This is a genomic window from Gordonia sp. LMA167 (assembly GCF_058130025.1).
The window spans coordinates 3,138,736-3,153,849 of the sequence record NZ_CM176708.1 but is presented as its reverse complement, the minus strand read 5'-3'; the positions used below and the strand labels follow the sequence as shown (position 1 = coordinate 3,153,849).

The window sequence follows — 15,114 nt, the reverse complement described above, 5'->3', positions numbered from 1 at the left end:
ATCCGGCGTTCGCCGTGTCGGCTCAGCCGATTTCGATGAGCAGGTCGCCCGGAGCGACCTGGGTGACCTGTCCGACGGCGACACGGGCAACCTTGCCGCCGAGCGGTGCGGTGATGGTGGCTTCCATCTTCATCGCCTCGATCGTGCCGATCGCGGCGCCGGCGGCGACCTCGTCCCCGACATCGACCGACAGCGAGACGACACCGGCGAACGGCGCACCGATGTGATGAGGATTGGAGCGGTCGGCCCGCTCGGCGGCCTCCACCGCCGAGTCGACCGAGCGGTCGCGCACCGACACCGGCCGCAACTGGCCGTTGAGCACACACATCACCGTGCGCATTCCGCGGTCGTCGGGTTCACTGATGGCCTCGAGCCCGATGAGCAGATCGACACCCGGTTCGAGCACCACCCGGTGCTCCTCGCCGTAACGCAGCCCGTAGAAGAACTGGTTCGCCGACAGCCGTGACGTGTCGCCGTAGGCCTCGAAGTGTTTCTCGTACTCCTCCGTGGGCCCGGGGAACAGCAACCGGTTCAGTGTCTGCTGACGCTGTACGCCGGGTGTGTCGAGGGCCTCGGACTCGGCATCGGTCAACGTCTCCGGCGGCGGCGCCTCACCGCGGCCCTGCAATGCCACGCTGCGCAGCGGTTCGGGCCAGCCACCGGCCGGGTCACCCAGCTCGCCGCGCAGGAATCCGATCACCGAGTCGGGGATGTCGTAGCCGGACGGGTTGGTCGCGAACTCCTCGGCGGTGATGCCACGCCCCACCAGGGCCAGGGCGAGATCGCCGACGACCTTGGAGGACGGGGTGACCTTGATCAGGCGGCCGAGCATGCGGTCGGCGGCCGCGTAGGCCTCCTCGACCGCCTCGAACCGGTTGCCCAACCCCAGTGCGATGGCCTGTTGCCGCAGGTTCGACAACTGCCCGCCGGGGATCTCGTGGGTGTAGACCCGTCCGGTCGGGGCCGGTAGCCCCGATTCGAACGGCGCGTACACCTTGCGCAGTGCCTCCCAGTACGGCTCGAGATCACACACCGCGGCCAGATCCAGGCCGGTGTCGCGCTCGGTGTGCGCGGCCGCCGCGACGATCGCCGACAGAGCCGGCTGACTCGTGGTACCCGCCAGGGCCGCACTGGCCCCGTCCACGGCGCTCGCGCCGGCTTCCCATGCCGCCAGATAGGTGGCCAGCTGGCCGCCCGGGGTGTCGTGGGTGTGCACGTGTACCGGCAGCTCGAACTCGCGACGCAGCGCCGACACCAGTTTCGTGGCCGCCGGGGCCCGCAGCAGACCGGCCATGTCCTTGATCGCCAGTACGTGCGCACCGGCGTCGACGATCTGCTCGGCCAGGCGCAGGTAGTAATCCAGCGTGTAGAGGTCCTCGGCCGGATTGGCCAGATCACCGGTGTAGGACATGGCGACCTCGGCCACGGCGGTACCGGTCTCGCGCACGGCATCGATGGCCGGGCGCATCTGCTCGATGTTGTTCAGGGCATCGAAGATCCGGAAGATGTCGATGCCCACCTCGGTGGCCTCGGCCACGAACGCGGTGGTCACCTTCGTCGGATACGGGGTGTAGCCGACCGTGTTCGCCCCGCGCAGCAGCATCTGCAGACAGATGTTGGGGATCGCCTCGCGCAACTGCGCCAACCGATCCCACGGATCCTCCTTGAGGAACCGCAACGCGACATCGTAGGTGGCCCCACCCCAGCATTCGACCGACAACAGCTGCGGGGTCAAAGCCGCCACATACGGGGCGACCATCAACAACCCCGACGTACGCAACCGGGTGGCCAGCAACGACTGGTGCGCATCACGGAAGGTGGTGTCGGTGACGCCGAGCCGCTTGGAGTCACGCAGATCCGCCGCGAACCCTTCCGGCCCCAACGCCAGCAGCCGCTGGCGCGACCCGTCCGGCGGAGCAGACAGGGTGGCCTTGTCCAGAGTGGGCAGCTTGTCGCGCGGGTACACCGTCGTCGGACGTTCGCCGTGCGGCTTGTTGACGGTCACATCGGCCAGAAACGACAAGATCTTGGTGCCACGATCCGCCGAGGACCGCGACGTCAGCAGCCACGGCCGGTCCTCGATGAACGACGTCGTCACCCGACCCGCCCGGAAATCCGGATCGTCGAGCACCGCCTGCAGGAACGGGATGTTGGTGGCCACACCACGAATCCGGAACTCGGCCACCGCGCGGCGGGCGCGACGCGCCGCCGTCGCGAAATCGCGTCCCCGACAGGTCAGTTTGACCAGCATCGAATCGAAATGCCCACTGACCTCGGCACCCAACACCGCGCCGCCGTCCAGACGCACCCCGGCACCACCCGGGCTGCGGTAGGCGGTGATCCGCCCGACATCCGGGCGGAAATCATTGGCCGGGTCCTCGGTGGTGATGCGGCACTGCATCGCCGCACCCCGGATCTGCAGCTTCTCCTGGCTCAATCCCAGATCATCCAGCGACTCGCCCGAAGCGATCCGCAGCTGCGAGCCGACCAGATCCACATCGGTGATCTCCTCGGTCACCGTGTGCTCCACCTGAATCCGCGGATTCATCTCGATGAACACATACGGCTTGGACCCGTTGGGCCCGCTCCCGGCGGCCGACCCAGTGGCCCCGCTCGCTGCGCTCCCGGCGGCCGACCCAGTGGCCCCGCTCGCTGCGCTCCCGGCGGCCGACCCAGTGGCCCCGCTCGCTGCGCTCCCGGCGGCCGCCTGCTCATCGAGCAAGAACTCGACGGTGCCGGCGCACGTGTAACCGATGTGGCGGGCGAACGCCACCGCATCGGCACAGATCTGCTCGCGCAACTCCTCCGACAGATTCGGTGCCGGCGCCAGCTCGATCACCTTCTGGTGACGACGCTGCACGCTGCAGTCCCGCTCGAACAGGTGGATCACATTGCCATGCGTGTCGGCCAGGATCTGCACCTCGATATGGCGGGGGTTGACCACCGCCTGCTCCAAGAACACCGTCGGATCACCGAACGCGGCATCCGCCTCGCGCGATGCCGCGGCGATCGCATCGGCCAGCTCATCGATCCGCTCGACCCGACGCATACCCCGGCCGCCACCACCGGCGACCGCCTTCACGAACAGCGGGAACTGCATCGACTGTGCCGCCGCCAGCAGTTCGTCCACATCCGCCGACGGCTCCGACGACGCCAGCACCGGAAGCCCCGCCGCCTTCGCCGCCGCGATCGCCGTGGCCTTGTTCCCGGTCAGCTCCAACACATCCGCCGACGGCCCCACAAAGGTGATACCCGCCTGCGCACATGCCGCGGCCAGCCCCTGATTCTCCGACAAGAACCCATACCCCGGATAGATCGCATCGGCACCGCACCGCTTGGCCGCAGCCACCACCTCATCCACCGACAGATACGCCCGCACCGGATGCCCAGGTACACCGATCTGATACGACTCATCGGCCTTGAGCCGATGCACCGAGTTGCGGTCCTCGTACGGGAAGATCGCAACCGTTCTCGCTCCGAGTTCATAAGCTGCGCGGAAAGCTCGGATCGCGATCTCTCCGCGATTGGCCACCAGGACTTTCTCGAACACGTGACTCTCTCTCGTCAGTGCGCCGGACTACGCCCACCACGGTGGTGGCGAGCGCACACATCTGCCGCATGGATTACTCGCTGGGGTGGACTCAGATTACTTGTCCCATGTTCGCGGCGACACAGCGGCCGAGATAATCGAACGAGATCACTCGTCGGGGCGCTTGCCTCACAAGAATGCCGTTGACCTGTGCGTTTTCGGAAACAACACCGACCGAACGCTCGGGCTTGAGTCGTTCGCCGCGGCCGCGAGTCCCGACCTGAGCCGGCGGCTGTTCGTGTTCTGGCGTCAGGGCTCGACCCGCCCTCGTGGCACCCGATGTCATAACCGGTGCACCGACGTGCTCGGCGACTCGATAGCGTAGCGATCGGAGGTGGATGAGTCGTGAGTGCGATGAGCCGGGCGGTTGATGCCGAGACCGGGCCATCGGCGAACGGAGACGGTCACCCCCGCCTCGCGGTCGCCATCCTGTGCGGCGCCGGAATCGTCGTCGCGCTGATGCAGACGATCATCGTCCCGCTGATCCCGCAACTCCCCGTGCTGCTGAATGCCCCACCCGACAACACGTCGTGGGCGCTCACGATCACGCTCCTGGTCGGGGCGGTGGTCACCCCGATCGGTGGGCGGCTCGGCGACATGTACGGCAAGCGCCTGATGCTGGTGACGAGCATGGCCTGCGTCGCGACGGGATCGGTGGTGTGTGCGCTGTCCGGGTCACTCCCGCCGTTCCTCGTCGGGCGGGCTCTCCAAGGCCTCGGCTTCGGGACCATCGCCCTCGGCATCAGCGTGATGCGCGACATCGTGCCGCCCCGACACCTCGGCTCGTCGGTCGGCACGATGAGCGCCTCCCTCGGCGTCGGCGGGGCACTCGGGCTGCCGTTCGCGGCTGCGATCGCCCAGCACGTCAGCTGGCATGCCCTGTTCTGGGCGTGTGCCGCCGCTGCCCTGCTGGGCGGCCTGGGCATTGCGCTGACCGTGCCCGAGAGCCGATCACGCGCCGGGGGCCGGTTCGACCTGCTCGGTGCGGGCGGACTGGCGAGCATGCTGGTGCTCCTGCTGCTGCCGCTGTCGAAGGGGTCGACCTGGGGCTGGGCCGACCCGCTCACGCTCGGGATGTTCGGCGCCTTCGTGGTGGTCGCCATCGTGTGGTGGATCGTCGAGCGTCGATCGGCGAACCCGCTGATCGACCTCGCCGTCGCGGTCGAACGTCCGGTGTTGTTGACCAACATCGCATCGGTGGCGACCGGTTTCGCCTTCTACTCGATGCAGCTGATCCCCATTCAGTTGTTGATGGCACCGACGGCCAGCCCGAACGGCCTGGGCCTGCAGATGCTGAACGCCAGTCTGGTGCTCGCGCCCAGCGGTGTGCTGATGTTCGTCTTCTCCCATGTGAGCGCTCGGCTCACCGCCGCATTCGGGCCGCGGGTGTCGCTCGCCACCGGCGGCGTCGTGATGGCGTTCGGATACATCGTGTTCGTTGTCGCACTCGTCGGTTCCTGGCAGCTGGCCTGGTGGATGATGCTCATCGTCGCCTGCCTCATCGGTGCCGGCCTCGGCATCGCCTACTCGGCGATGCCTGCGCTCATCATGCGTGCCGTGCGGGTGGAGCAGACCGGCGAGGCCAACGGGGTGAACGCCCTGATGCGAGTGGTCGGGACGTCGACATCGGCGGCCGTGGTCGGCATGATCCTGACGCTGTCGATGGTCACCGTGACCGACCCCGACGGGATGACCGTGTCCGTCCCGGCGGAAGCAGGCTATCTATGGGCGTCGGCGATCTCCCTGGGTGCCTGCGCGGTCGCGGCACTGCTCGCGCTGGCCATCCCCCGCACGACCGCGTTCCACATCGACGAGGCCTGAGCGGTCCGACGCGAAAGAAACCCGGCCGTAACGCGATCGTCGTAGCGTGTCGCGAGTGTCCACCAGCAACGACGAGTCGACCCGCCCACTTCGTGACCGGCGCCCCGTGACGCTGATCGAGAACGCGTATGTGATCACCGTCGACGACCGGCGACGCGAACTCCCGGTCGCGTCGGTCCTGATCGACGACACCCGGATCGTCGCGGTCGGCGACATCCCCGACGATCTGCCGGACGACGTGGTCCGCATCGACGGGACCGGCTGCGCCCTCACCCCCGGGCTGGTCAACACGCACCATCATCTGTACCAGTGGGTCACCCGCGGCCTCGCCGCGGACCACACGCTGTTTCAGTGGCTCACCACGCTGTACCCGATCTGGGCCGGCATCGACGAGACGGCGGTGCGCACCGCCGCTCTCGGCGGACTCGCCCAACTGGCCCTGTCCGGGTGCACCACCACCACCGACCACCACTACGTCTTCCCGGCCGAAGGCGGCGATCTGCTCGGCGCCGAGATCGATGCGGCCCGGACCATCGGGCTTCGCTTCCATCCCACCCGCGGCTCGATGGACCTCTCGGAGAAGGACGGCGGTCTTCCCCCGGACTCCGTGGTGCAGAGCATCGATGACATCCTGACCGCCAGCACGGACGCGGTGGCCCGCTGGCACGATCCGTCGCCGGACTCGATGCTGCGCATCGCGTTGGCACCCTGCTCGCCGTTCTCCGTCACGACCGAACTGCTACGCGAATCCGCTGCGTTGGCCCGCGAACTCGACGTCCGGCTGCACACCCATCTGGCCGAGTCGATCGACGAGAACACGTACTGTGACGCGCATTTCGGGTGTACACCGCTGGAGTACATGGAGTCGGTCGGCTGGGTCGGCGCCGACGTCTGGTTCGCGCACGGGATCGAGTTCGACGACGCCGAGATCGGCAGGCTGGCCGCGACCTCGACCGGGGTTGCCCACTGTCCGACGTCGAATGCCCGTCTCGGCAACCGCATCTGCCGGACTCGGGATCTCGTCGATGCCGGTGTACCCGTGGGGCTCGGCGTCGACGGCGCCGCATCCAGCGAATCGTGCCGCCTTCTCGAGGAAGCACACCAGGCCGTTCTCATGGCCCGCGCCCGGGGCGGTCCGACGGCGCTGACCACTCGCACCGCCATCGAGCTCGCGACCATCGGCGGTGCACGAGTGCTCGGGCGCGACGCCGACACCGGGTCGATCGAGGTCGGCAAGCTGGCCGACCTCGTTCTGTGGGACCTGTCGTCGATCGCCCACAGCGGGATCGACGACCCCGTCGCGGCGCTGGTCCTCGGTGCGATCCCGCCGATCGCCGGAACATGGGTGAACGGGCGGCCCATCATCTCCGACGGCGAGATGCTCACCGTCGACACCGATCTCGTCGCGGCCGACGTCGCGCGGGAGCATCGTCGGCTGATCGACAAGGCGGGCTGATGGACCTCAACACCATCTCCTCCTACCGTCATGCCCGCTCTCGCGACGATCTCCGGTTGGCGTCGGGTGAGCGCATCGTCGCGGGCGGCACGTGGTTCTTCTCCGAACCACAGGTCGACGCGACCGGCGTCGTCGACCTCACCACGATGGGCTGGCCGGCGATCGAGGAACTCACCGACGACGGCCTGCGCATCGCCGCCACGTGTCGGATCGCCGAGCTCGCCGGATTGCCGGCGCGACCGGCATGGCACGCCCACCCCTTGTTCGCCGCCTGCGCCAACGCCCTGCTCGCGTCGTTCAAGATCTGGAATGTCGCCACCGTCGGCGGCAACATCTGCCGGTCCTTCGCGGCGGCGTCGATGGTCTCGCTGACCGCAGGCCTCGACGCCGAGGCCGTGATCTGGTGCCCCGACGGCACCGACCGCCGCATCGCCGTGGCGGACCTCGTCACCGGCAACGGAACCAATTCGCTTGCCGCGGGCGAGATTCTGCGGGCCATCGACATCCCCGGCGGCGCGATGCGCGCACAGACCGCGTTCCGCAAGATCGCACTCGCCGAACTCGGCCGTTCCGGCGCCGTCGTGACCGGCCGCCGGAACGAGGACGGGACAACGGTATTCGGTATCACCGCAGCGACCCTGCGCCCGCAGTTGCTCCGCTTTCCCGAGATGCCGCACCGCGATGACCTGAGGCGGGCCGTGGCATCGGCCGACGGGTACTACACCGATCCCCTCGGCTCCGCCGACTGGCGGGCGGCGGTGAGCGCCGTTCTCGCCGAGGAGATCCGCGCCGAACTCACCGCGGATGGCGAGGTCCCACAATGAAGTTGACCGTGAACGGTACCGACCACGAGGTGTCGCCTCGACCCGGCCAATGCCTGCGCACCCTCCTGCGTGAGGCGGCGCATTTCGAGGCGAAGAAGGGCTGCGACACCGGGGACTGCGGTGCATGCTCGGTCCTCGTCGACGACACGCCGGTCCATTCGTGCATCTACCCTGCACAACGCATCGAGGGCCGGTCGGTGACCACCGTCGCAGGCCTCGGGACCCCCGATGATCTACATCCGATGCAGCAGGCCTTCGTCGACAACTTCGGTTTCCAATGCGGCTTCTGCACGGCCGGGATGATCGTCACCGCCTCGACGCTCGAGAACACCGACCTCGACGACCTACCGCGGAAGATGAAGGGAAACCTGTGCCGCTGCACGGGTTACCGTGCGATCCGCGACGCCATCGCCGACGGCGTCGCCGCCTCGACTCGCGCCGAGGGCACTCGCGAGTTCGCCGACGGAACCCGAAATCCCGTCGAGAGCACCCGAAACCGCGTCGAGAGCACCGTCGGCACGTCCGCCAATCCGCCCGCGGCCCGTCGCGTCGTCACCGGCAGCGAACCGTACACCTTCGACGTCACAGTGCCCGGGATGACGTACCTGCGTGTTCTCGGGTCGCCGCATGCCCATGCCCGGATCGTCTCGATCGACACATCTGCGGCAGAGCAGGTCGACGGTGTCGAGCTCGTCCTCACCCACGAGAACGTCCCGGGCCGCAGGTTCTCCACGGCGCGCCATGAGCATCGGGAGGACGATCCGGACGACACGCGGATGCTCGACGACGTCGTTCGCTTTGTGGGACAACGGGTGGCGGCGGTGGTTGCCGACACTGCCGCGGCTGCCGAGGAGGCCTGCCGACTGATCGAGGTCACCTATGAGGTGCTGCCGGCCGTCTTCGATCCGGACGAGGCCCGCCGTCCCGGGGCACCCGTGATCCATCCGGATCGTGGTCCACTCGACCGCGTCAACCATCCCGACCGGAATGTCATTGCCGACTTCCACCAGGGATTCGGCGGCGACGTTGCGGCGGCGCTGCGAGCCTCGTCGACGACGGTCTCCGGGACATGGTCCACCGGACGCGTGTCCCATGCTCAACTGGAAACCCACGGCAGCATCGGCTGGCTCGACGACGACGGCCGCCTCGTCATCCGTACCAGCACGCAGGTGCCGTTCCTCGTGCGCGACGAACTCGCCCACATCCTCGACCTCGACCGGGAGCGCATCCGGGTGTTCAGCGCCCGGGTCGGCGGCGGCTTCGGCGGCAAACAGGAGCTCCTCACCGAGGACCTCGTGGCCCTCGCCGTCCTGCGTACCGGCAAGCCTTGCGGCTACGAGATGTCCCGCACCGACGAGATGACGCGCACCACCTACCGCCACCCGTTCCGTGTGACGGTCGACCTCGGTGCCGACGATCACGGTCGGCTGACCGCACTGAAGATCGACGTCCTCTCCGACACCGGCGCCTACGGCAATCATGCGATCGGCGTGATGTTCCATGCCTGCGCCGAGTCGATCTCGGTCTACAACTGTCCGGTCAAATGGGTGGACGCCGAGGTGGTGTACACGAACAACCCGCCATCGGGCGCCTTCCGCGGCTATGGACTCGGACAGGTCATCTTCGCCGTCGAGAGTGCGTTGGACGAACTCGCGGTCACTCTCGGCATCGATCCGTTCGAACTGCGCCGACGCAACGCCGTCGGCGACGGTGATCCGTTGCTGATCGCGCACGCAGAACCCGAGCCCGACCTCGTCTACGGCAGTTACGGTCTCGACCAGTGCCTGGACCTGGCACAGGCGGCTCTCGCCCGCGGCAACGGCGTCGTGCCGCCGAGCGGTCGGCAGTGGCGTGTCGGAGAGGGCATGGCCCTGGCCGCCATCGCGACGATGGCGCCGCGAGGACACATCGCGCGGGTGCGGGTCGGCGTCGACGCAGCGGGCGTCTATCACCTGGGGATCGGTACCAGCGAGTTCGGCAACGGCACCACCACGGTGCACGCGCAGATCGCCGCCACCGTCCTGAACACCACGCTCGATCGCGTCCGCCTGCACCACGGGGACACCGATGCCGCCGAGTACGACACCGGCGCGTTCGCGTCCGCGGGAACAACCGTGGCCGGGAAGGCAGCCCATGCGGCGTGCATCTCGCTGCGTGAAAAGCTGATCGGGGCGGCTGCCACGATCGCGGACGCGGAGCCCGACAGAGTCATCCTCGGCACCAACGGCGCACTGGTCGGCGACCGACTGATCTCGTTCGCACAGATCATCGAGGCCGTCGGTGCCGACTCCCGTGACGGTCGGCGTGCGGTCGCCGACGGCGTGGAGAACGGTGACCTCCGTTCGATCGCCTTCAACGTGCAGGCCTTCCGGGTCGCGGTCGACGTCGACACCGGCTCGGTGGTCATCCTGCAGTCGATCCAGGCCGCGGACGCCGGCACGGTCATGAATCCGCAGCAGTGCATCGGCCAGGTGGAAGGCGGTGTGGCACAGGCGATCGGGTCGTCACTGTATGAGGAGATCATGCTCGACGAGGGTGTTCCGATCACCAACGTGTTCCGCACCTACCGGGTCCCACAGATGGCGGACATCCCGACCACCGAGGTCTATTTCGCCGAGACGTCCGACGACCTGGGGCCGTACGGGGCGAAGTCGATGAGCGAATCGCCGTACAACCCGGTCGCCCCGGCCCTGGCCAACGCAATCCGCCGGGCCGTCGGGGTACGTCCCTACGAACAGCCGATGTCGCGTGACCGGGTGTGGCGATTGATCAGAGATGCCTGAATCCGAATTTCGGTTATCCGAACTTTTGTTTTCGCACGTGTTGAAAACTGATCTGGTCTGTGTCAGATTGGGCGAGTGACACTGGTCGGCACGCGTAGCGGCAACGACACCACGCGCAGGCGGTTGTCCCGGAACCGCAGAAACCTCCTGCGCAACATGGCGCTGCTCGGACCCGCGTTCGTGGCCGCGATCGCCTATGTCGATCCCGGCAATGTCGCCGCCAACATCACGGCCGGAGCGCGATACGGATTCCTGCTGGTGTGGGTCCTCGTGCTGGCGAATGTCATCGCGATGCTGATCCAATACCAGTCGGCCAAGCTCGGCATCGTCACCGGCAAGAGCCTGCCCGCCCTGTTGGGCGACCGGCTGACCACACGCTCACGTCTCGCGTTCTGGGTCCAGGCCGAGGTGGTCGCCATCGCCACCGATCTGGCCGAGGTCCTCGGCGGCGCGATCGCCCTCCAACTGCTCTTCGATCTGCCGCTGGTGCTGGGTGGCGTGATCGTCGGTGCGGTGTCGCTCGTGCTGCTGATGCTGCAGAATCCACGGCAGGAGCGCATCTTCGAGCGCGTGATCCTCGGATTGTTGGCGATCATCGTGATCGGGTTCCTCGCCGGTCTGGTCGTCGAACCACCCGCTCCGGGCGCGGTTCTCGGCGGCCTCGTGCCTCGACTGGACGGCTCCGAGACCGTGCTGCTTGCCGCCGGCATGCTCGGCGCGACCGTCATGCCCCACGCCATCTACGTGCACTCGGCGATGGTCATCGACCGGCACGGGGTCAGCCGGACCGCCGCGCGCAAACGGCACCTGGTCCGGATCACCCGCTGGGACGTGGTGATCGCGCTGGTCATCGCGGGCGCCGTCAACATCGCGCTGCTCCTCCTCGCGGCGCAGAACCTCCGGGGCAAGGAGGGCACCGACTCCATCGAGGGCGCCTACGACGCCGTCGCGAACGCGCTCGGACCGACGATGGCGACCGCCTTCGCCGTCGGGCTGCTGGCCAGCGGACTCGCATCGACCTCGGTGGGGTCATCGGCAGGTGCCGCGATCATGGGCGGGCTGCTGCACAAACGCATCCCGCTGCTCCTCCGGCGGGTGGTCACGGTCATTCCGGCGCTGGTGGTGCTTGCGATAGGCGTCGACCCGACCTGGGCGCTGGTGATCAGTCAGGTGGTGCTGAGCTTCGGCATCCCGTTCGCGGTGATCCCGCTCGGACGCTTCACCGCCAACCGCGAACTGATGGGCGAGTTCGCCGACGGTCGAGCGCTGCGCGTCGGTGCCGGCATCGCAGCGATCCTGATCGTGATCCTCAACCTCACGCTCATCGGCCTGGTGATCACCGGGGCCTGAATCACCCCCGCACGTGAATCACCCTCGCAACAGCCCCTTGGCGACGTGGGTCACCTGGATCTCGTTGCTGCCGGCGTAGATCATCAGCGATTTCGCGTCGCGCGCGAGCTGTTCGACCCGATATTCGGCCATGTACCCGTTGCCGCCGAACAGCTGCACCGCCTCCATCGCCACGTCGGTGGCCGCGCGCGACGAGTACAGCTTCATCGCCGATGCCTCGGGCAGCGACAGCGGCTTGCCCGCCTTGGTCCGTTCGATCGCGCTGAACAGCATGTTCTGGACGTTGATCCGGGCGACCTCCATCTCGGCCAGCTTGAGCTGGATGAGCTGGAACTGCCCGATGTCCTGTCCCCACAGTTTTCGGTTCTTGGCGTAGTCGATGGACAGCCGCTGGGCCTCATTGATGATGCCCAGCGACAGCGCCGCGATACCGACCCGCTCGGCGGTGAAGCCCGCCTTGGCACCCTCGCCACCGCGCGTGTCCGCACCGGTGTCCTCGGTCTCGCCGAGGAGCCGGTCCCTGCCGAGCCGCACGTTGTCGAAGAACAGCTCACCGGTGGGCGAACTCATCATGCCCATCTTCTTGAACGGCTTGCCCTGCGTCAGGCCTGGCATCCCCTTGTCGAGGACGAAAGAGAGCACCTTGCGGTCACGCATCGGGGTGTCCCTGCCATCGTCGAGCTTGGCGAACACGACGATTGTGTCGGCGTACGGACCATTGGTGATGAACGTCTTCTGACCGTTGAGGAGATAGTCGTCGCCGTCCCGGCGGACCGTGGTCTTCATGCCGCCCAGCGCATCCGAGCCCGAGTCGGGTTCGGTGATCGCCCAGGCACCGATCTTCTCCATGGTGACCAGTTCGGGCAGCCACCGCTTCTTCTGGGCCAGCGTCCCCTTGCCGCGGATGGTCGAGGCGGTCAACCCCATGCTGACACCCATCGAACCGACGAGGCCGAGGCAGACCCCCGCCAGCTCGATGTTGACGATCATGAACATCGAACTGGACATGTTCCCGCCGCCACCGCCCGAGCTCCTCTCGCCGGTGGCCTCGGCCTCCAATTCCTTCTCGAGCGCTTCGGCGGCCATCGCGTCGACCCCGAACGTCGACAGCAGCTTACGGGTGATGTCATAGGGCGGCAGCTGACCGGTCTCGAGTTCGTCGATGTTGGGCCGGATCTCTTTGTCGATGAACGCGCGCAAGGCATCTCGCACCATCAGATCTTCTTCGGACCACTCGAACATCGCACACTCCCCGGAGTCAGAACATGTTTCAGTTTGCTTGGTGAACACTGTGTCAGGAGTCACTGCGGATGTAAAGACACATACCGGCACACTCGTGCCATTGAGGTCTGAGCCGCCGCCGAAAACCGCCCGTGGTGGGCCGGAACTCGGCGCATCGCCGACAGCGTGCCGCTGCCGGGCGGTTTTCGGCGGGCGATTGCCGAAGGCTGGGTGGTCCGGGCAGGCTTCCGGGGCAGCGCGTTCCGGGGCCGCGCGTTTCCGGGGCAGGGGTCAGCTGGGCAGTGGGTACAGGGTGGCAGGGCGGACCTGTGTGGCAAAGAACTGCGCGGCGTCGGGAGCGAGCAGTGCCTGTGCGACGGGCATCGTCACGACGCAGACGTCGGGCGCTGCGGCGGCGTCGGCTCGCCAGCGGTGGATCCGTGCGACGAAATCCGCGACCGTCTCACCGCCGTGCGGGCACGCCTGTGGGTCGTGCAACCACAGCCTCAGGTCGTCGGGGTGGAGCTGCTCGGGAGAGCATCCCGACCAGCCCCCGACGTCCAGACCGCGCAGGCGTTCGTCGAGATCGTAGGCGATATCGAGGACCTCGCACGTCTCGCGCGCGACCGACTCGGGTCCCGCGATGGCCGCCGAACAGTCGACGGCTGCACGCAGCTTCCCGACATCACGCCGGCCCCGCTCATCCAGAGATGGATCACCACCGAACCGCAACGACCTGTTGGGGCCGCTGCGGCCGGCGGTGATGACGAGCATGCTCAGGCGCCGAGCCGCTCACTGCTCTCTTGTTCGGCTGCGCGACCACTCGTCTCGGTGCGCATGAAGCGCCCGAGGATCAGGGCGAACACGACCGTCAGCACCGTCCAGAGGATCACCTGGTTCGCGATGGAGTACACCCGGAAATCGCCGATCACATCGCCCGGGAATCCTGGGAAGACGATCTGTTCCCCGCTCATCACCGCCGTCGGGACCTCATGGAAGTGCGGCAGCAGGGCGATGGCGATGGCGACCGCCACGAGATAGGCAACCGCGGCCAGGACTCCCGCGACGAGCCCACCGAGCCGCGGGCGTAGCCAGAGTGCTGCCAACACGGCTGCGATCGCGAAGCCGACCGACAGGATCGTGATCGTCAGGAACGCACCGCTGCGCGCTCCGATGGTGTCGGCGTCACCCACCGCCGGCGGGTTCGCCGGGTAGGCGAAGAACGGCACCGCGAACACCGCGACGAAGCCGATCGCGCCGAGTGCCCCCGCGACGGCTCGCGGGTCGGTCGCCGGATATCGACGACCCAGGTAGGCCCACAGGACGGTGAATGCGACGGCGAAGAACGCGCCCATGCAGATCGCGAACACGACGGTGCCGACGCCGGCGCCGATGTTCTCCTGCACCGATCGGGAGAACACCTCGCCATGCTCGTGGGCACCGTGGTCATGGCCACCGGCGAGCATCTGTTCGGCGTTCGATCGCCCTTCTTCGTAGTCGATCGCCTTTGCGACCTGCGGCTCGATGAACAGCCGCGCGAAAATGTACGCGGCTATGCCGGCGATCAGGCCGGAGAGCAGGCCTGCGCCGATGAATTTCTTCTCCATGTGCGGTTGTCTCCCTGCGTGTCGATCAGTGGCAGGGGAAACCGAGGAAGTGCCGCGCGTCGTGCACGAATTCGTGCACGTGGGTGTCGGACCCGAACACCGAGACGGCACCCTGGTCGTACCCGAGGAAGTAATAGGCAAGTGCCGCGAGCAACACGGTGAGGCTCAGCCACACGGCTGCGCTCGCGACCGAGAGATTCGGAACGGCCAGCGTGCGGGCTCTGGCGGTCGCCGTCGCTTGGGTGGAAACGGTCATCGTCTGTCGGGTCCTTCCCGGGATCTCGCGTCCCGTATGCGGCTGAAACGAACTCCCACCAGGGCGGCATTCTGGCTCTCGGCACCCACCTGGTCGGTGACGCACGATCACAGCGGCGCGACCGCTCCGGATTCTCGCCGGATTCCCCGCGCACTGGTGTGCGTTGACTGTACCCGAGCATGTCGGTGGCGTAGGGGATGATGGATT

General features: G+C 67.5%; 10 protein-coding genes and 1 riboswitch. Of the genes, 5 read left to right on the top strand and 5 right to left on the bottom strand.

Annotated elements, in window-relative coordinates; all coding sequences use genetic code 11:
* Positions 1-22 precede the first annotated feature (22 nt).
* Entirely contained in the window at positions 23-3,550 is a 3,528-nt protein-coding gene (locus tag ACVT6V_RS14200) for a pyruvate carboxylase (RefSeq protein WP_489900431.1), read from the bottom strand.
* Positions 3,551-3,943: 393 nt separating this feature from the next.
* Here ACVT6V_RS14200 and ACVT6V_RS14195 point away from each other — a divergent pair, with 393 nt between their 5' ends.
* The 5 genes from ACVT6V_RS14195 (at position 3,944) to ACVT6V_RS14175 (ending at position 11,823) form a co-directional block, all read left to right on the top strand.
* Positions 3,944-5,410 carry an MFS transporter gene (locus ACVT6V_RS14195; protein ID WP_489900809.1) on the top strand — a complete coding sequence of 489 codons (1,467 nt, stop codon included), beginning with the start codon at positions 3,944-3,946 and terminating at the stop codon, positions 5,408-5,410.
* A gap of 55 nt (positions 5,411-5,465) precedes the next feature.
* Positions 5,466-6,866, top strand: a complete 1,401-nt coding sequence (locus ACVT6V_RS14190; protein ID WP_489900430.1) for an 8-oxoguanine deaminase — start codon at positions 5,466-5,468, stop codon at positions 6,864-6,866.
* Entirely contained in the window at positions 6,866-7,690 is an 825-nt protein-coding gene (locus ACVT6V_RS14185; protein ID WP_489900429.1) for an FAD binding domain-containing protein, read from the top strand. The genes ACVT6V_RS14190 and ACVT6V_RS14185 overlap by 1 nt, the downstream gene beginning before the upstream one ends.
* The gene (locus tag ACVT6V_RS14180) at positions 7,687-10,473 is read left to right on the top strand and encodes a molybdopterin-dependent oxidoreductase (protein ID WP_489900428.1); all 2,787 of its coding nucleotides are present in this window, start codon (positions 7,687-7,689) and stop codon (positions 10,471-10,473) included. Before ACVT6V_RS14185 ends, ACVT6V_RS14180 begins: the two co-directional genes overlap by 4 nt.
* A 75-nt stretch (positions 10,474-10,548) precedes the next feature.
* Positions 10,549-11,823: an Nramp family divalent metal transporter gene (locus tag ACVT6V_RS14175; RefSeq protein ID WP_489900427.1), complete on the top strand. Its 1,275-nt coding sequence runs from the start codon at positions 10,549-10,551 to the stop codon at positions 11,821-11,823.
* An 18-nt stretch (positions 11,824-11,841) separates the two neighbouring features.
* Here ACVT6V_RS14175 and ACVT6V_RS14170 read toward each other — a convergent pair whose 3' ends face one another.
* The 4 genes from ACVT6V_RS14170 to ACVT6V_RS14155 form a co-directional block, all read right to left on the bottom strand.
* A complete protein-coding gene (locus ACVT6V_RS14170; protein ID WP_489900426.1) occupies positions 11,842-13,065 on the bottom strand; it encodes an acyl-CoA dehydrogenase family protein in 1,224 nt (407 codons plus the stop codon).
* 270 nt (positions 13,066-13,335) lie between these two features.
* On the bottom strand, positions 13,336-13,818 hold the full coding sequence (locus ACVT6V_RS14165; protein WP_489900425.1) for a histidine phosphatase family protein: 483 nt from the start codon (positions 13,816-13,818) through the stop codon (positions 13,336-13,338).
* Between the two features lie 2 nt (positions 13,819-13,820).
* Positions 13,821-14,651, bottom strand: coding sequence for a CbtA family protein (locus ACVT6V_RS14160; RefSeq protein ID WP_489900424.1), 831 nt, complete (start codon positions 14,649-14,651; stop codon positions 13,821-13,823).
* Positions 14,652-14,676: 25 nt separating this feature from the next.
* Positions 14,677-14,907, bottom strand: coding sequence for a CbtB domain-containing protein (locus ACVT6V_RS14155; RefSeq protein ID WP_489900423.1), 231 nt, complete (start codon positions 14,905-14,907; stop codon positions 14,677-14,679).
* Between the two features lie 44 nt (positions 14,908-14,951).
* A riboswitch (cobalamin riboswitch) is annotated at positions 14,952-15,079 on the bottom strand.
* Positions 15,080-15,114 lie beyond the last annotated feature (35 nt).